Source organism: Myroides sp. C6-3 (assembly GCF_050522425.1).
In the GTDB taxonomy this organism is placed as follows: domain Bacteria; phylum Bacteroidota; class Bacteroidia; order Flavobacteriales; family Flavobacteriaceae; genus Flavobacterium.
On record NZ_JBMVQP010000022.1, the window covers coordinates 24,155 to 42,635 of the forward strand.

The 18,481-nt window shown below is 36.6% G+C and carries 16 protein-coding genes; 7 read left to right on the forward strand and 9 right to left on the reverse strand.

All coding sequences use genetic code 11. The annotated features are described in order from the left end of the window. Positions 1-19: 19 nt before the first annotated feature. Positions 20-1,240 carry a PspC domain-containing protein gene (locus tag ACPDG9_RS10355; protein ID WP_430527685.1) on the forward strand — a complete coding sequence of 407 codons (1,221 nt, stop codon included), beginning with the start codon at positions 20-22 and terminating at the stop codon, positions 1,238-1,240. 36 nt (positions 1,241-1,276) lie between these two features. Here ACPDG9_RS10355 and ACPDG9_RS10360 read toward each other — a convergent pair whose 3' ends face one another. Together ACPDG9_RS10360 and ACPDG9_RS10365 are read right to left on the reverse strand one after the other, a co-directional pair. Then, the gene (locus ACPDG9_RS10360) at positions 1,277-1,978 is read right to left on the reverse strand and encodes an OmpA family protein (protein WP_430527686.1); all 702 of its coding nucleotides are present in this window, start codon (positions 1,976-1,978) and stop codon (positions 1,277-1,279) included. A gap of 22 nt (positions 1,979-2,000) precedes the next feature. After that, complete coding sequence (locus ACPDG9_RS10365) at positions 2,001-2,399, reverse strand: hypothetical protein (protein ID WP_430527687.1); 399 nt, start codon at positions 2,397-2,399, stop codon at positions 2,001-2,003. Between the two features lie 227 nt (positions 2,400-2,626). Between ACPDG9_RS10365 and htpG the strand changes: the two genes are divergently transcribed. The 3 genes from htpG (at position 2,627) to ACPDG9_RS10380 (ending at position 8,353) form a co-directional block, all read left to right on the forward strand. After that, positions 2,627-4,480: a molecular chaperone HtpG gene (htpG, locus tag ACPDG9_RS10370; RefSeq protein WP_430527688.1), complete on the forward strand. Its 1,854-nt coding sequence runs from the start codon at positions 2,627-2,629 to the stop codon at positions 4,478-4,480. 129 nt (positions 4,481-4,609) lie between these two features. Further along, positions 4,610-5,581 (forward strand): EamA family transporter, encoded by a 972-nt coding sequence (locus ACPDG9_RS10375; protein WP_430527689.1) that lies wholly within the window; start codon positions 4,610-4,612, stop codon positions 5,579-5,581. Between the two features lie 156 nt (positions 5,582-5,737). After that, on the forward strand, positions 5,738-8,353 hold the full coding sequence (locus ACPDG9_RS10380; RefSeq protein ID WP_430527690.1) for a hypothetical protein: 2,616 nt from the start codon (positions 5,738-5,740) through the stop codon (positions 8,351-8,353). A gap of 38 nt (positions 8,354-8,391) precedes the next feature. On the opposite strand, the gene ACPDG9_RS10385 is transcribed toward ACPDG9_RS10380, so the two are convergent. Together ACPDG9_RS10385 and ACPDG9_RS10390 are read right to left on the reverse strand one after the other, a co-directional pair. Continuing rightward, entirely contained in the window at positions 8,392-9,222 is an 831-nt protein-coding gene (locus ACPDG9_RS10385) for a lysophospholipid acyltransferase family protein (protein ID WP_430527691.1), read from the reverse strand. Between the two features lie 78 nt (positions 9,223-9,300). Then, positions 9,301-9,951, reverse strand: a complete 651-nt coding sequence (locus ACPDG9_RS10390) for an NUDIX hydrolase (RefSeq protein WP_430527692.1) — start codon at positions 9,949-9,951, stop codon at positions 9,301-9,303. A gap of 51 nt (positions 9,952-10,002) precedes the next feature. Between ACPDG9_RS10390 and ACPDG9_RS10395 the strand changes: the two genes are divergently transcribed. Both ACPDG9_RS10395 and ACPDG9_RS10400 read left to right on the forward strand, forming a co-directional pair. Further along, positions 10,003-10,446, forward strand: a complete 444-nt coding sequence (locus ACPDG9_RS10395) for a DUF4268 domain-containing protein (protein WP_430527693.1) — start codon at positions 10,003-10,005, stop codon at positions 10,444-10,446. 42 nt (positions 10,447-10,488) lie between these two features. Further along, positions 10,489-12,357, forward strand: coding sequence for a hypothetical protein (locus ACPDG9_RS10400; RefSeq protein WP_430527694.1), 1,869 nt, complete (start codon positions 10,489-10,491; stop codon positions 12,355-12,357). A 50-nt stretch (positions 12,358-12,407) separates the two neighbouring features. Here ACPDG9_RS10400 and ACPDG9_RS10405 read toward each other — a convergent pair whose 3' ends face one another. From ACPDG9_RS10405 to ACPDG9_RS10425, 5 genes are all read right to left on the reverse strand, one after another. Then, complete coding sequence (locus ACPDG9_RS10405) at positions 12,408-13,598, reverse strand: GlmU family protein (protein WP_430527695.1); 1,191 nt, start codon at positions 13,596-13,598, stop codon at positions 12,408-12,410. 135 nt (positions 13,599-13,733) lie between these two features. After that, on the reverse strand, positions 13,734-13,985 hold the full coding sequence (locus ACPDG9_RS10410; protein WP_182648819.1) for a type B 50S ribosomal protein L31: 252 nt from the start codon (positions 13,983-13,985) through the stop codon (positions 13,734-13,736). A gap of 230 nt (positions 13,986-14,215) precedes the next feature. Continuing rightward, a complete protein-coding gene (locus ACPDG9_RS10415) occupies positions 14,216-14,431 on the reverse strand; it encodes a heavy-metal-associated domain-containing protein (protein WP_430527696.1) in 216 nt (71 codons plus the stop codon). A gap of 149 nt (positions 14,432-14,580) precedes the next feature. Beyond that, complete coding sequence (locus ACPDG9_RS10420) at positions 14,581-16,998, reverse strand: heavy metal translocating P-type ATPase (RefSeq protein ID WP_430527697.1); 2,418 nt, start codon at positions 16,996-16,998, stop codon at positions 14,581-14,583. Positions 16,999-17,086: 88 nt separating this feature from the next. Next, on the reverse strand, positions 17,087-17,650 hold the full coding sequence (locus ACPDG9_RS10425; protein ID WP_430527698.1) for a helix-turn-helix domain-containing protein: 564 nt from the start codon (positions 17,648-17,650) through the stop codon (positions 17,087-17,089). Positions 17,651-17,895: 245 nt separating this feature from the next. Here ACPDG9_RS10425 and ACPDG9_RS10430 point away from each other — a divergent pair, with 245 nt between their 5' ends. Beyond that, entirely contained in the window at positions 17,896-18,480 is a 585-nt protein-coding gene (locus tag ACPDG9_RS10430) for a DUF4199 domain-containing protein (RefSeq protein ID WP_430527699.1), read from the forward strand. Position 18,481 lies beyond the last annotated feature (1 nt).

Below are 18,481 nucleotides of genomic sequence, written 5' to 3' on the forward strand. Positions count from 1 at the left end.
AGATGAAGTAATTCAGATTATGGGGCGTCCAGAGGATTATTCAATAGATGATGACACGCTCCATCAGCAGAGTGAACAGGCGTATTACCGTGAAAAAAAGTTATTTCGAGATACGGACAATCGTATATTAGGTGGTGTTTTGGCAGGTTTAGCTCATTACTTTAAGATTGACACGATTTGGGTTCGCCTCATCTTTATCTTTTTAGTTTTCTTCTACGGAACGGGAATCTTACTTTATTTTGTCTTGTGGATTATCATTCCCAGCGCCAAAACAGCTAGTGAAAAACTGGATATGATGGGAGAACCGGTCAACATTGAAACCATCGAGCGCAAAATTAGAGAAGGGGTTGACTATACGACCAATAAGATAAACAATATCGATTACGAAAAGTTCAAAAATCAAACACAAAGAGCAACAAACCAAGGCACTAAAGTTATTCGTTATATCCTGGGCATTGGCTTTATCGTGGTAGCCGTAATTGGTATGCTTGTCAGTTTTTTTGTCAATCTAATGATCATTGTCAACACAAGTGTTGTCATGCGAGAATTGGATCTTCCAGCTGATATTATTGACCCTACTATCCCTCGTTGGATTTTGCATATCTGTATCAGTTTGATAACGTTCTTACCTTTCATTGTTTTGTTGTTATTGGCGTTAAAATTACTCTATACCAACATGAAATACATTTGGATTACAACGATCACCATATTTGTTTTGTGGATTGGAAGCTTGATCGTTTTTCCCATTATGATTACCAATGGAGAAACGGGAGGATTTACCAAGACGTCCAAGACAAATGGATTTGGCTATACCATCACGTATTCCTCTAAAGATCAGTTACAACAAGCACCGGATGATTCTACTTTATTTACAACGGATAAAGAGCTCGTATTACAATTGGTAGATACGCTACAACCGTCTGATGAGTACCACAACAAAATTGAGATTGTTCCTTCTTATCAAGACCTTGCCTATGGAAAATTCGGCAATACAGGAGTGGAATACAAAGACGTTTTAAAAGCGACAGAAAACGACACCCAATACACCATTCAGATCACGGAAGAGCAATTAAAACTCGATCCTTTTTTCACGGTGTATTTACCTATAGGGAAAAAGATATGGATAGATGACACGTTAAAACCCTACTTGTTTTTACAACTTCAAACCAATATAAAACCAGGAGCACACTGGTATGAAATGCGAGATGATTTCAACTTACACTGCATAGACTGTAACTAAAAAAGGGAGCCAAAAGGCTCCCTTTTTCTATTTAGATTACATCGTAGCTGCTTCGTTTTGCGCATCGATAATCATTTGTTCGTTTGCTTTAATTGCAAATTCTACACGGCGGTTTTTAGCTCTTCCTGCTTCTGTATCATTACTAGCAACAGGATCTGCAATTCCCATTCCTTCCGTAGCTAAACGCTTGTTAGAAACACCGTTTTGCATCAAATACGTTTTTACTGCATTCGCACGTTGACGTGATAATTTTAAGTTGTACTCTTCTCTACCTGTATTGTCTGTATAACCAAAAATACTGATGTTTGTATCTGGATTTTCTTTAAAAACCACGATCAGTTTATCTAAGTTTTGCTTTGCTTTATCTGTCAAAGTAGCCTGATTCAAGTTAAAGTTAACTGAACTTTCTCCTAACGTTAATTTGATTCCCTCTCCTACACGCTCAACTTGAGCACCTGGAACAGTTTGTTCAATTTGACGAGCTTGCTTGTCCATATTGTTTCCAATAACACCTCCTGCAGCTCCACCAATAACACCTCCTAATACAGCTCCTAAAGCACTATTACCCCCTTTTCCGATATTATTACCTAATATTCCTCCGATAATTGCTCCACCAGCAGCACCAATCGTTGCTCCTTTTTGTGTATTATTCGCATTTTTGACAGAATCACAGCTTGTCAGCGATAAAGACCCCACAAGCAAAGCTCCTGCTAATAGGGTTGTAGTTGTTTTTTTCATAATATTACCTTCTTGTTGTTTCTTAATTCTTAACAAAGTGATATGTCACATCATATCCTTGTCCATCTATATAAAAGTTATCGATCAAATCAAAACTCGTAGCAGTTTGATTCTTAACTTTCATCTTATATCCTGTCGTAACATTCTTCGCTTTTAATCCTGCATCAATGAACTTAAATTCAAATTCGCCATTCGGATTTACAAACCACTTAAAGTTACTTTCAAACATCGGGCACGAATTTCCGCCCATTAAACTAACTACGCCAGTATTATTGTTTGAAACAAATTTCCACTGACTGCCTTTAAAACAATGTGCATCAGCAATATTAAAAGAAGTAACTTTTACAAACTCACCTCCAATGTGGGATACATTTGCTAATGTCCAATCTCCTTTAATTCCGTACTGCGACTGTTTATCCATCGTCGGTTTACAAGAAACTAATGCTAAACCTATAAAACTTAATAAAATTAACTTTTTCATAATAATTTCTCTATTTTATACAATAATACAAACTTTCTAGGTATAATCAGATTTTAGTGTCCAAAAAAGCGTCAAATGACAAATTGACATCTATTTTTGAGTTGGTATCTTTTTTGCCTATTCCTATTTCGTATAAAAATATTAAAAATAATAATACCATAATAAATATGACATCTGGAAAAATTAATGTTACTGTAGAGAATATCTTTCCTTTGATTAAAAAGTTTTTGTATAGTGATCACGAGATATTCTTAAGAGAGTTAGTTTCAAATGCAACTGATGCTACATTAAAACTAAAACACCTAACAAGTATAGGGGAAGCTAATGTAGAATATGGCAATCCTATTATTGAGGTTAAAATTGACAAAGACAATAAAAAACTGCACATCATCGACCAAGGATTGGGGATGACCAAAGAAGAGGTTGAGAAATACATCAACCAAGTAGCGTTCTCTGGCGCAGAGGAGTTTTTAGAAAAATACAAAGACAGTGCGAAAGACACGGGAATCATTGGCCATTTTGGTTTAGGATTCTATTCTGCCTTTATGGTAGCAGATAAGGTGGAGATCATCACCAAATCTTTTAAAGAAGCAGCAGCTGCACACTGGACCTGTGATGGAAGCCCAGAATACACTTTAGAAGAGGCAGACAAACAAGATAGAGGTACGGAAATCATTTTGCATATTGCTGAAGATTCGCTTGACTTCTTAGAAGAATACAAGATTCGTGAGCTTTTAACAAAATACAATAAATTCATGCCGGTGCCAATTAAATTTGGAACCCATGAAGAAGGTGAAGGTGATGACAAAGTAGAAGTAGACACCATCATCAACAACCCTAATCCAGCTTGGACCAAACAACCAGCAGACTTAACGGATGAAGACTACAAAAACTTCTACCGCGAGTTATATCCAATGCAATTTGAAGAGCCTTTATTTCACATTCACCTGAATGTGGACTATCCGTTTAATTTAACGGGAATCTTGTATTTCCCTAAATTGAGTGCGGATATGCAAATGCAAAAAGACAAAATTCAATTGTATCAAAATCAAGTATTCGTAACGGATAACGTAGAAGGGATTGTTCCAGACTTCTTAACGATGTTGAAAGGGGTGATTGATTCGCCAGATATTCCATTAAACGTATCTCGTTCTTACTTACAAGCGGATGGTAACGTAAAGAAAATTTCCAACTACATCACACGTAAGGTGGCGGACAAATTAAAATCTTTATTCAACGAAAACCGCGCTGATTTCGAAAGCAAGTGGAACGATATTAAGGTGGTATTGGAGTATGGAATGTTGTCAGAGGAAAAATTTGCTGAAAAAGCAGGGGCTTTTATGCTATACCCTACAACAGACAATACTTATTATACAATAGAAGAACTAAAAGAAGCAACAAAGGATTTACAAACTGACAAAGACGGTAACCTCGTTGTTTTATACACGTCAAATAAAGATGCGCAACACAGCTATATCAGTGCTGCAAAAGAAAAAGGATACCAAGTGATCGTCCTTGACTCTCCAATTGTGTCACACTTAATTCAAAAATTAGAGAGTGAGAATGAAAAAATGACATTTGCACGTGTGGATTCGGATCACATCAATAACTTGATTAAGAAAGAGGAAAACTCAATTTCTAAATTATCTGAAGAAGAGCAAACAACGTTACAATCGTTTATTGAACAAGTGGTACCAAAAGAAAAATACACGGTAAAACTAGAGTCAATGGATAGCCAAGACGCTCCTTTAATTTTAACGCAACCAGAGTTCATGCGTCGTATGAAAGAGATGAGTCAATCAGGTGGTGGCGGAATGTTTGGTATGGGTAATTTCCCAGAGATGTATAATTTAGTAGTGAACACCAACGCTGAATTTGCTTCTAAGATCTTAAACAATACCAATGAAGCGGAACGTACAGCTGCTTTCAGTCAAGCCTTAGATTTAGCGAAATTATCGCAAGGATTGTTGAAAGGAGAAGAACTTACAGCTTTCGTGAAGAGAAATTTTGAAAAACTGTAATACCTAATTTTTTTATACTAAGGTTCATATCCCAATCGGATATGAACCTTTTTCTTTTCTCCTAGATAGACATTTGTCCTATACCTCCAAAAAAATAATACCTACCTTTGCGCCGTTAAAATTGGAGCAATGAAAGAACAAAATTTGATAAAAGGTGTATTTCTAGTAGCCATTGGAGCCTCTAGCTTTGGTATGTTGGCTTCCTTTGTAAAACTGGCGTATTCTCACGGTTATACAACTGCAGAGGTAACGCTATCTCAAGTGTTATTAGGGTTAATCGGTATGTTTATCATCAATCTGTTGCGCAAAAAACAAGCTACAGAAGCAGTTGCTAGCAAAAAAGATATCCGAAATCTAATCTTGGCAGGAACTTCCATGGGGTTCACTTCTGTGTTATACTACATGGCGGTGAGTTATATTGACGCTTCTATTGCGGTTGTGTTATTGATGCAATCGGTGTGGATTGGGGTTGTCATTGAAAGTGTAGTAACCAAACAATTTCCAAGTCTACTCAAAGTAATCGCTGTCGCCCTTATTTTATTTGGAACGGTATTAGCAACGAATGTATTAGCCAATGAAATTGAATTGGATTACAGAGGCGTTATTTTCGGTTTTCTCGCTTCTTGTTCTTTTGCTACAACTATGTTTGCTTCTAACGTAGTAGCCAATCACCTTGCTGCGCCAAAACGAAGTCTATTCATGCTTTGTGGAGCTACAACGATTGTGCTTATTTTTTGTTTCATTACGCAAATAGGCCCTAACAATTCTGACACTATGCTGTCTTTTTATCAGCTATTTACAGACAATACAGCAGGAATTCGCGATTTTGATTGGAGTATTTTCTACTCTTGGGGATTGCTATTATCCCTTTTTGGTACGATTCTCCCTCCGATCTTCTTAAATATGGGGTTCCCTCATACGGGAGTTGGACTGGGAAGTATTGTTGCTTCAATTGAATTACCTGTCTCCGTTACTGTTGCCTTTATGGTGTTACAAGAGCAAGTTGTTTTAATTCAATGGGCAGGAATTCTACTCATTCTAAGCGCTATCTTTTTAATGAATAGCCGACTCATTTTTAAGAAAAAAGAATCCCTAGCTTAGTAACTAAACAACTAAAAATAAATCCAAAAGTCTTTGTATCAACTACAAAGACTTTTTTTATTTTGCCTCCTAAAAAACTTACATTCACTAAAAGTAGTGATATTGTTTTTCTGTGGTTTTATCTACATTTGTTGTACAATAAAAACACATAGTAAGATGTACAAAAAACTATTACCTATTGCCTTGTTATTCTCTTCTGCAATCTACAGTCAGACAGCAAAAGATACGTTATGGGTCAATACTTATGATGAAGTAACAACCAAAGCCTTGGCTAGTTCTTTTAAAATTTCTAAGCCCGTAAAAAACAGCGAAGGTTTGAAAGAATTTTCAACCTATAACAAAGAAACAAAAGCAATTGAAGTTAAAGGTATTGGTAGTATTGACCAAAACAACACCATCACGTATGATGGAAAAGTGACGTATTTCAACGCCGATGGTTCCGTTAATTTCGACATGTTTTTTGAACAGGGAAATGCAATTAAAATTACGTCTATCGATCCTTTTACACAAGAAGATTACACCTTGACGTATGAAAATGGTTATCCACATGATGGTACCATGGTTCAATTGTATAAAAACGCCTATTTCTACTATGCGATTAGTGAAGGGGTTTACGTGTCTTACATCTATGTAAATAAAGACAACACAAATGAAAAATACATCTTCACTTTTGACGAGGATAACAATATTGTAGACGAACAATTCATCAATGCACAAGGAGAAGTTGTTTATTCAGCAGCCTATGAAGATGGGATGGCGAAAAACGGTACTTCTATCACTTTAGATTATGATACCTTCCGCCCTATTTCAACCAACGTTTATGTGGATGGTGTCAATACGGAATCTGTGTTTTACTATAAATCAGGACAGGTAAAATACAAAACAACCACTACGACTACAAAAACAACTACAGTGTTCTATGGCAGCAAAGGAGCGGTAGTAGGAACGTATAAGGCAGATATAGACGAATATGGTTCAGAATCAAACCAAGAAGGGACCTATTTATTCTATAATGAGTATACAGATACACCAGATGTTGTAACGAGTCAATCCGAATACAAAAAAGGAAGTTTGGTAAAAGAAACTATTTTTTATGAGCAGCCGACTGCTTTTGTTCCTAAATCAACCAAATTCTACAAAGGAGATTATTACCTAGAGAAGATCGAATACTTCAATGAAGATGGAAGTAAAAAAGGAGAGTTAATCTACAATGAAGATGGTTATACGCCTCAAAATGGAGTTGCATATGATGACGATTCTGTTACAACCTATAAAGATGGTATTTTAGTAGCCAAGAAATTATTTTACTCCACAGGAGAACTTTTTGAAGAAGCTACTGAAAACACATCAATTTATTACGATAAAAAAGGACAGGTAATCGGTAAGCTACAAGCTAGAAAAGGAGAACCGGGCTACTATTCAGAACCATATCAAGGGGATTATCTTACGCTAACTAACGATGCAATTGGCACTAAAATCTCATATGACAAGGGTCAAATTGTTTATACCGCTACCTATGAACCTTATCCGTCGTATAACAGTACCCCTATTTTAAGAGAGGAAACTTTCACTCCCATTTCAGGTACTACCAAGCGCATTCATTACAGTAGACAAGGGAAAAAAAGTAGAGAAGTAGTATTCAGCAAAAACTACTATGATGAAGATATCTTAAAAGTAACCTACTTTGATACAAAAGGCAAGATAACGGGTGTTTTTGACAATATTGAGAAAGAGGGAACACAATACACCTTCTTCGACAATGACGTTATACAAACCACGAATACCTATAGCAAAGGCCAATTGATCTACAAAAAAGAATACGCCAATAAAAATGGAATGTACAGCGAGGATATTGTTCCTTACTTAGTTTCTGAGATTGACTATAACAAAGAGGGTGTTTTTTACGATGCGGAAGGAAACCAAATTGCAAAAGCTTCTTATAAAGGAGGACAACCTTATACCGGTACAGTGAGTACTACGGATGGTTATTCAACAACAATCACCACCTATGTTAAAGGGCTAAAAGAGGGATTGGAAACATTTAAGAGCGATTATTCCGATTACATTGACAGCAAAACCTACTATGAAGCGGGGGAAATTGTAAAAGAAGAAGTGTACAATGATTCGTATCTGCAATCGATCAAAACCTATAAAAAAGGAGAAGTTCTTGACACAACTGTATTCTACGATGAATCAGGAGAAGAAATGGCTCGTTTACAATACAGAGATGGATATCCTTATGAAGGTACATTCATTGCGTATGGATATGACAACAATGTATACACCACGTACGAAGAGAGTAGAATTGCCTATGAAAAAGCAATAAGTACATATACAGGAAACGTAATATATGAAAAGCAACTGTTATCCGATGGATCAACGCAACGCAGTGTTTACGACGAAAACGAAACCCTTGTTTATCAATTTGGTATCCAAAACAATGCTTTACATGGTTCATGTATTTACTATGAAAATGGCAAAGCAAAATACACGAGTAAATTTGAAGAAGGTCGTTTAGTAGAGGGGACTGTTGCTTTAAAAACATGGTCTGATCCTTACAGCTATTATGCTTATGACGAATCAACTTATTTCATTTGTACGTTACAAAAGAACAGCATGACCATCCAACGTTTATCTACAGAGACAAACAAAGTAACTTTCGAGTTAACAAGTAAACTTAAAAAAGGTGAAATGAAAGATAATCCTATTTTCCAAAGTACGATTGACAGTAGTAGCCTTTATCCTTATCACGAAGGTAACTCTTCGTATTAAAAACAAAAGGTCATCCCGTGGGATGACCTTTTTTATGCTTAATAGTTCTTAGATGAGCTGTAGTAATCATAGGTTCTCTTTTCATTTAACTCCTTCTCTTCTTCTATAAATTCTTGTGGAATTACTTTTAAGAAAGAAGGATGTTGCTCAATAGCCATTTCAATTTGTTCAACAATTTCATCTATACTACTGTTCTCGTAATCTATCTCCAAAGGTTCTTTAATAACCATAGATTGAAGGATCCCCTTCTTTTTTAGGTGTAATCCCTTTTTATCAAAAGAACGGCGAAAACCGTCAATTACGATGGGAACTACAACTGGTTTATAATTTTTAATAATATGAGCCGTTCCTTTTCGAATAGGCTTAAATGACTTGGTTGTTCCCTGTGGAAACGTAATGACCCATCCGTCGTCTAAGGCAATTTTAATACTTTCAACTTGATCCTGATTAACCTCGCGTTTTTCATCAATATCAACGCCCTTACTTCTCCAAGTTCGATCCACTTGGACTGCCCCTACATACGCCATAATACGAGGTAACAATCCTGCTTTCATCGTTTCCGCCGCAGCTACATAGTAAAGGTTAAGCTTGGGTTTCCAGATGTACATAATATTTTTAATTGAGTTATCTCTTCCCTTCAAGCTGGCGTTAAACACGTGATACATAGCGACCACATCGGCAAAATACGTCTGGTGATTGGAAATAAACAATACATTTTTATCGGGCAAATGGCGTAAAACTTCAGATCCTTCGATTTGTAAATCGTTAAATCCTCTAAAACGTTGGTGAGTTAGAAAACCAAACGTTCTAATGATCCATTTTTTAAGCCATAAAATATGGCCAAACGGATTTCTTTTAAATAATCCCATGTTCCTACATCCTGATTAATGAACTACAAATTTAAAGCTTTTAATACTTGCAATAGGTTAAAATTTGCTAATTCGCCTTTATTTAAATGTTTTTAACGCAGATTTCAACGTTTCCTTGAGTTCACTCAACATCATAGCCGTTGCGCCCCAAATCGTGTAGTCCTTATAGATAAATGCCGGAACATGTGTCCAAGAAGCATAACTCGTTTTCATTTCCACCTCTTTGACAATACTATCTTGTAGGAGTATATGCAAGGGAAGTTCAATAATGTTGGCCACTTCAAACGCATCTGGAGTAAAAATGAGTTCCTTTTCAGCAATTCCCAGATAAGGTTGAACGTAAAAATTACTTGGAGGAATATAGATTTTCGTAAATGGTTGAATGATTTCAATATCCCCCTGTACGACCCCAACTTCCTCTTGAGTTTCTCTCAATGCTGTTTGTAGCAAATCGAGATCATTGTGTTCATATTTCCCTCCTGGAAAACCAACTTGCCCAGAATGAACACCTTTATACGTTGCTCGTTCTATGAGTAATACATTGGTTTCTTTCTCCTTAGGATACAACAACATCATTACTGCAGATTCCCTTGGATGGCGTTCTACAAAATCTTCTGCATACAAATAAGGAATCCTTTCGACGGGAATCATTAATCGGTGCGCCTCAATACCAACAGGAGTTGCCCCTTTAATTTGCTCAATCTTATGCAAAAAAGAATCAAAAGTCATAGATTTGCTATATCAAATTAACACATACCTAAATTTACGACTTTATCAACAATGTATAGTAAAGAAGAAGCTAAAAGAATAAAAAAAGAATTTTGGATCCAGTTTGCTGAAACCTATCCAAGAAAATGGTTATTGCACAACACCAAGATTAAAGATGTCTCTTTTAAGTTCTACGCAGACAATAAAAAAGCAGAAGTGCTCTTAGATATTGAACCTCGAGATGAGGAAAAAAGAAAAATATACTACGAAAAAGTAGAGTCGCTCAAGGGAATTCTCTTAGAGGATCACCTTCCCGACGCCTTATTTGAACGGGAATTTTATCTCGAAAACGGGAAATTAATCAGTCGTATATGGGTTTCCTTAGCAGGTGTTTCGATCAATAATCCCGAAACTTGGGATCAGATGTTTGATTTTTTTAATGAGAAAATGACTGCTTTTGAAATTTTCTTTTACGAGTATGAAGATTATATTCGAGATTTAGAAATAAATACTTAACTTTTACGTTGAAATAATCTAGTTTCTCTACGAAAAAAATCCATGCTAAGATTTATCCCTTTTTTAATTTTCGTTTGTCTGGCTGTGCAAGTAAATTATGCGCAGGTTAGACCTATTCTAAAAGTCGATACAATCGTGCCACAGCTGGAACAACCTAAACTTGAGAAACTTCCTTTTCAAGTTGAAAAAGACACCACAGAGATTTTCGCCAATTTTAAGGAGAAAAACAAAGGAAGTAAGGTAGGTCGTTTGTTCAACAAACTCGTATACAAGAGCAACAAGCGTTTGGTAGCACACGCACCAGAGGTTCAAGTCAATCGCAACTTAGATAAAGGAGAAGGAAAGATCATTAGAAACATCAATATTACAACGTTAGATCCCTTTGGTTATTCGGAAAAAGACACCCTCAAAAAGCCGACAAAATCTTTAGAAGTATGGGGGAATCGATTTCATTTAAAAACGAAAAAATTCACCGTTCGCAATTTTCTACTCTTTAAAGAAGGGGATGTTTTTGACTCGTTAAAAGTAAAAGAGTCAGAGCGTTTAATTCGTACCCAACGCTATGTAAGACGAGTATTAATCACAGCTATTCCTACCTCTTCACCAGATTCGGTAGATGTAGCGATTCGAGAATTAGACTCTTGGACGATTTATCCCAGCGGATCTATTTCCACCTCTTCCATGCGGGTAAAACTGACTGATCGAAATTTCGGAGGTTTTGGCCATGATGTGACGGTTCAATACATTACGCGTTTTAAAGAAAAGAAACAAGGTGCTTATTTCAGCTATTCTGTCAATAACATTCAAAACACGTTTATTCGATCGAATATTCTTTATAACCAAGACACTTGGGGCAATTATGTTAAAGGAGTTTCTTTAAATAGACCCTTTTACTCTCCCTATGCAAAATGGGCTGGTGGATTTAGTGCCCAACAGCGTTTTAGGCGAGACTCTCTCCCCGATCAAAACATGAAATACAGTCTAGAATCGCTTAAGTATAACACCTACGATTACTGGGCAGGATATTCTATTCCAGTATTAAAAAAGAGCCCTATTATAACGAATTTGCGTACCTCGTTGCGCTTTGTAAAAGAAAACTACCATTCCACACCTGGGAAAGAGTATGATCCGTATAATTATTACCGCGATCAACGCTTGTATTTGGCCTCTGTTAGTTTGAGTTCTACAAACTACGTACAAGATCGCTTCATCTTCAATTACGATATCATTGAAGACGTTCAAGTAGGTCGGATTTTAGCGTTCACTGGAGGAATGCGTGATCGCTATGACAAAAGACGGGCTTATTTTGGTGCGCGATTTGCCATGGGAGGCTATACTAAATTGGGATATTTTGCTGGTAATATCGAATGGGGAGGGCACTTTCACGGCGGAAAAACAGAACAAGCAGCCTTCCGATTGGAAGGAACTTATTTTACTCGACTCTTTGTATGGGGCGATTGGAGGTTCCGTCATTTTTTTGTACCTCAACTTGTTATAGGATCACATCGCCTTGATCACATTGGTGATGAATTGAAAATTGAAGGTATTATTCAGGGAATACGCGCCCAAAAAATTACAGGTACGAAGCGATTGTCTTTAGCCTATCAATGGCAATCCTATGCGCCTTATGAATGGAAAGGATTCCGCTTTAACCCCTATTTTAGTTTTGAAGGTGCCTTTATTGGAGACAGTAGCAACCGCTTACTCAACCCTAAACTCTACTCTCGTTTTAGCTTAGGTCTTGTGGCAAATAACGACTATCTCGTATTTAGCAAGGTTACTATTTCTTTAGTTTACTATCCAACCATGCCTGATTCTGGAAATAGCGTATTCCGCGCCAATTCCGTTCAATACAACATGGATTTACCTAACTTTAATTACGATAGACCGCAAACGGTTTCGTATTATTAGAGAGAGGAAAGAGGAAAATTCACCCTTTTCCCCTTTCTTCTTTCCTCTTTCTAATAAGCCAATTTTGCTTGAAAGCGTTCTAATCTATTGTCTTCTGCCAAATGGCGAATGATATCTTCCTCTATTGCCGTCCATTCAATATGGCGACGACTCATAACAATTTGCATGGTAGCGATAGCTTTATCAACATCGTAGACATCGTCTACGTCTTTTCCGCCCCAGGTAAAACTTGGCAAAAATGTTTTTGGAAAACCACCTCCAAAAATACTACAAGCAACACCTACTACCGTTCCTGTATTAAACATGGTATTGATTCCACTTTTACTGTGGTCCCCCATCATTAATCCACAAAATTGCAAGCCCGTATTCTCATTGCTATTCGTTTGGTAATTCCACAATCTAACAGGTGCATAATTGTTTTTCAGATTGGAATTATTGGTATCTGCACCTAAATTACACCATTCTCCCAAAACAGAATTCCCTAAAAACCCATCATGTCCTTTGTTAGTATAACCAAACAGAACCGAATTACTCACTTCCCCCCCTACTCTACATTCCGGTCCTATGGTTGTTGCACCATAAATTTTAGCTCCCATTTTCACTTGGGCACCCTCACATAAGGCAAAAGGTCCGCGAATAATTGCACCTTCCATAATTTCTGTATTTTTTCCAATATAGATCGGTCCAGTTGTAGCATTTAGCGTAACAAAATTCAAAACAGCACCTTCCTCTATAAATACCTGTTCTTTTCCAAGCACTTGTACTGTGGAGGGAATAGCTTCAGAAATGCGATCTTCTGTCAACAAAGCATAATCTTGACGAATTGCAACATCATTGAATTGAAAAATATCCCATTTATTTGCGATTTTGATTAACTCCTCCGTATATTCAATAAAGTCATATGCATCAAAATCAATTTCATCTTGCTCCTCTTCAGTAAAAAAGGCAACGATATCTTCTTGATAGCTGATGGCTTGTTTGGGTTGTAAATCTTGAATCAACTCAACTAATTTCGCATTGGGTAAAAAAGCGCTATTAATCATAATATTTTGAGCTGCTTCCACCATGGGAAACTTTGCTTCTAAATATTCTTCCGTTACAGTTGTCGTAGTATAGCCTAAATACTTCTCCCACTTTTCGCGAATCGTTAGAATTCCCACGCGTATATCAGCTACTGGTCTTGTAAAAGTAAAGGGCAATAAAGCGTTTCTTACTTCCCCATCAAATAAAATATAATTCATAACAATAAATATCGGTTCATCTAATAGTCAAAGTTAAGGGAAACTCCTATAAAAAACACAACATCTCTAGTATATATGCAAAAAAAAACCTCCCAATTGCTTGGAAGGTTTTTCGTTATTGTAAGTAAATTCAGACTATTTGTTGAATTTAGCATATTTGCTTTTAAATTTATCGATACGTCCTGCAGTATCAATAAGTTTAGATTTACCTGTGTAGAATGGGTGAGATGTACGAGAGATCTCCATTTTGAACACTGGGTATTCTACTCCATCAACTTCAATTGTTTCTTTTGTTTCAACTGTTGATTTTGTAATGAATACGTCATCGTTTGACATATCTTTAAATGCTACTAATCTGTAATTTTCTGGGTGAATACCTTTTTTCATGATAAATCTATTTTTAAAAAATTGAGCTATTCTCTATTTCGAAGCTTCCTGTTTTCAAGAAAGGTGTAAACGTCAAATAACTTTTGGGTTATACTTATTTTATTTAAGCATGCAAATTTACAATTTAATTTGAATCTACAAATACTTTTTTGCTTTTTTGTGGGATGTTTTTTTGGTGTTTCGTTTTTTTGTCTTTTTGACTCAACTAACAACAATCAACTCCCATACTACTACAACGCTTCAGCTTTAAAGCCTTTTTTCTTGATGATGTTCACCACTTCTTCAGCGGTTAATACATCGTTTTTCAAAGTTAAAATTTTATCACTTACCGTCGTGTCTACTGTCCATTGACCTTCTCCTATTGCTTCATTTAAATCAGCTGTTACTTTTCCCACACAGCTTGAGCAGTTCAAATTGGTTTTGAATTGACTATTATTATTTGCCATATTTCTTTATTTTTAATGTTAAATACTTCAACAAAGTTCCTTTCTTTTGTATGAAATATCGTTATATAATTCTTGTTATAATTTGTGAGATTTCACGATTCTATCTGTCTAATTTCTATTTCAAATAGCTCTTTCTATAAGTCTACGACTTACTTCTTCCACTTTAAGCGCAAGCTGTTGCTCACTACACTCACACTACTTAGGGCCATAGCAGCTCCAGCAATCATCGGGTTTAGTAAAAAACCATTTACCGCATACAAAACTCCTGCTGCAATAGGAATACCGATTAGGTTATAAATAAAGGCCCAAAATAGGTTTTGTTTGATGGTATTAACGGTTTGTTTCGATAAGCGAATCGCCTGTGGAATTTTTGTCAAGTCTGAAGAGATAATGGTCATTTTAGCCACATCCATCGCGATATCACTTCCTTTCCCCATGGCAATACTGACATCAGCAGTAGCCAAGGCAGTACTGTCATTGATTCCATCCCCTACCATAGCCACTACATTTCCTTCTTGTTGCAGTTTTTTGACAAAATCTGCTTTGTCTTGTGGCAAGACCTCTGCTTTATAGTGTTGAATGCCTGTTTGAGCCGCAATTGCTTTTGCCGTTGCTTCATTATCTCCCGTCAACATATACAATTGAATCCCCATCGCTTGCAACTCTTGAATGGCTTGAACTGAGGTTTGCTTGATTTGATCTGAAATAGCGAGAACAGCTAAGGCTTGTTTACTATCTGCAAACCAGATTACAGTTTTAGACTCGATTCCCCATTGATCTGCTTGTTGTTGCAAAATTGGAGCAATCGCAATTTGATTTTCGTTGAGTAGTTTTTTATTCCCTACATAATAGGTTCCCCCTTGATGCTCTGCTTGCGCTCCTTTTCCAGTGATACTTTCAAAATTGGCAATTGCCGTTGACGGTACGTCCTTCAAATAAGTAACAACCGCTTCTGCCAATGGGTGTTCCGATTGTTTTTCGATACTGTGTAAAATATCTCTTCTTTCCTCCTGATCGTTGAGCCATTTTACTCCCGTTACTTGAGGTTTCCCTTCCGTAATGGTTCCTGTTTTATCCAATACAATGGCCGAAGCGTTTTTCGCCAATTCAAAACTTTCTGCATCTTTGATTAAAATTCCATTCTCCGCTCCTTTTCCTACTCCCACCATAATAGCAGTAGGCGTTGCCAAACCTAAGGCACATGGACAAGCGATAACCAAAACTGTTACAGCGGCCAATAAACCTTGAACAACTCCGTGTTCACCTCCGAGGATCAGCCATAAGACAAAAGTTAATACAGCTATTCCTATCACAACAGGAACGAATATTCCCGCAATTTTATCCACTAATTTCTGTACAGGCGCTTTACTTCCTTGTGCATCTTGAACCATGCGAATAATCTGTGCCAACATGGTTTCTTTTCCTACTTTTATCGCTTCAAATTGAAAGCTTCCCTTCTGGTTAATCGTTCCTGCAAATACCTTCTCCCCTTCTTTTTTCAATACGGGAACAGGTTCTCCACTCAACATACTTTCATCGACATAGGAACTTCCGTTTAATACCATGCCATCTACAGCAATCTTTTCTCCTGGTTTGACCAAAATTACAGCTCCTACTTGCACTTCTTCAATCGGCATTTGCTTTTCTGTTCCATCGGTCTGAATAACGAGTACCGTCTTAGGCTGGAGTCCCATTAGTTTTTTAATGGCTGAAGAAGTATTTCCCTTGGCCTTTTCTTCTAATAATTTACCAAGTAGAATAAAAGCGATAATCACCGCAGCTGCTTCAAAATAAACGTGTGCTTCTAATCCTCTACGTTGCCAAAAATCCGCAAATAGCATATTGAATACACTAAAAACATAGGCGATCCCAGTACTCAAAGCTACTAAAGTATCCATATTCGCTGAGCGATTTTTCGTTTGTTTCCACGCATTGACAAAGAAGTCTTTTCCGAAATACAGCAATACTGGGGTGGAAAACAACCACATAATCTCATTGCCATAAGGCATATCCATAAAGAACATTCCGATAATGACGACGGGAATCGATAAGACAACTGCCCCAAAGGTTTTCTTTTTAAGTTGTTTGAATTTTTCAGCGTGAATTGCCTCTAGTGACTCTTGTTGTTTTGTTTCCTCCACAAGCAATAAATCATAACCTGCACCTTGAACGGCTTGTTGGAGTTTCGTTGCATTAGTCAAGGTAGGTAAATACTCTACCATTAAATTTCCTGTTGCAAAATTCACTGAAGCATCTACAACTCCTTCCTCAAAGCTAACAATGCTTTCAGCACTTCCCGCACAAGAAGCACAAGTCATCCCTAGAACAGGAAAACTTTGTTTGACGGTAGGCACATCATACCCTAAATCTCGAATTTTTCTCACCGCTTTTCCAATCACTTCCGCATCTGCTATGGAAATAGCTACCCGTTCGTTATTGAGTTCTACCTTGGATGAATCAACTCCTTTAACTTGCGTCAATCCCTTTTCTACAATTAAAGCACAATGCTCACTTTGCACTTGCTCTAGCGGTAGATACACTACTTTATGTTTACTTGTTGTTGTCATATTCGCACTGATATTTGTATGGTACAAAGTTGACAACTATCCTAGAGTAAACTGTTATGTAATTTCAAGTATAATTTGTAATTTTTACTTATACCTCGTCCAATGGTTTTCTTTTGTTGTCGCGTATTTTTTTAAAGTGACTCGGGGTTAGTCCCGTTACTTTTTTAAACTGATTACTCAAATAAGCAACACTTGAATAATTGAGCTGATGGGCAATTTCACTCAATGAAAGCTCATCATACACCAATAACTCTTTGATTTTTTCAATCTTTTGAGCAATGAAATATTTCTCGATGGTTTTACCTTCTATTTCGGAGAACAAATTGGATAAATAATTGTAGTCATGTCCTAATTCAGTACTCAAGAAATCGGAAAGATTCACTTTCAACTCATTATCTCGATGATGAACCAGTTCAACAATAGCCGATTTAATTTTTGTGATTAATTGACTCTTCTTATCGTCAATGAGATAAAACCCCAAAGCTACTAAAGCCTTACTTAAGGCTTCTTTTTCTGGAACACTAAGCTCTTGCTTTAATTCTACCTCTCCTAATTTGATGGATTGAATGGATAATCCCAATTTTTCTATCTCCTGTTGAACCATGAATACACAGCGATTACACACCATATTTTTGATAAAAAGCACACACATAGTATAGATGTTTATTTGAGAAAAATCCTCTATTGATTTCACGTAAAAATAGCAAAAAACTAAAAACTAAAAACTAAAAAAGGCAATTCATATTCCTTTCCCTGTACAAACCAAGTAAAATTAGAAGGTTCTATTTACACCAACAGCTTGTTTCCCTTTCTTTTGTCTTATATTACATCAGAGAACAAAAACTAAAAGGGTATTTTTAGTATATTTGTAACTTACATTTTTTTGAAAACACACGGATGAAGAACCCACTCAACAAAGTAGGCATAACATTTGGGATTGTATTAGCCTTGTATTACGTCCTATTTAACTGTACCTTATTTTTTACAGACAAAACTCTTTTTGCAAATAAATTTGTCGGATTTTTTAATATATTCGTCATTATTGTTATTGGCGTCTTATGCGTTTTTATGGCAAGGAGAAAAGTGGGTGGTTATGTAACATTTAGAGAGGCTTTCACTCCCTATTTAATCACCATAGCCATTGGAGTTACAGTTAATTACCTAATGTACAACATCTTATTCAACCTCGTTGATCCCTCTGCAAAGGAGTTAATCAATACCGTTTTACACGATATGTTGGTTGATACACTAAACAATTCTGGTTTACCGCAAGAACAGATTAACGAACAGTTAAGTAAATCAAACGAGTTGAATCAATTTGAACCAGGTTCTCAATTGTTCATGTGGGCAGGTAGTATTTTACGTATGTCTATCTTGGGCTTATTGTTAGCCGCTATTTTCAAAAACAAGTCGGAGTTCACAACCCCGGTTAAGGAGGAAGAGGAGAAGACAGAACCAACTTCTTCTGAATCAAACAGCTAAA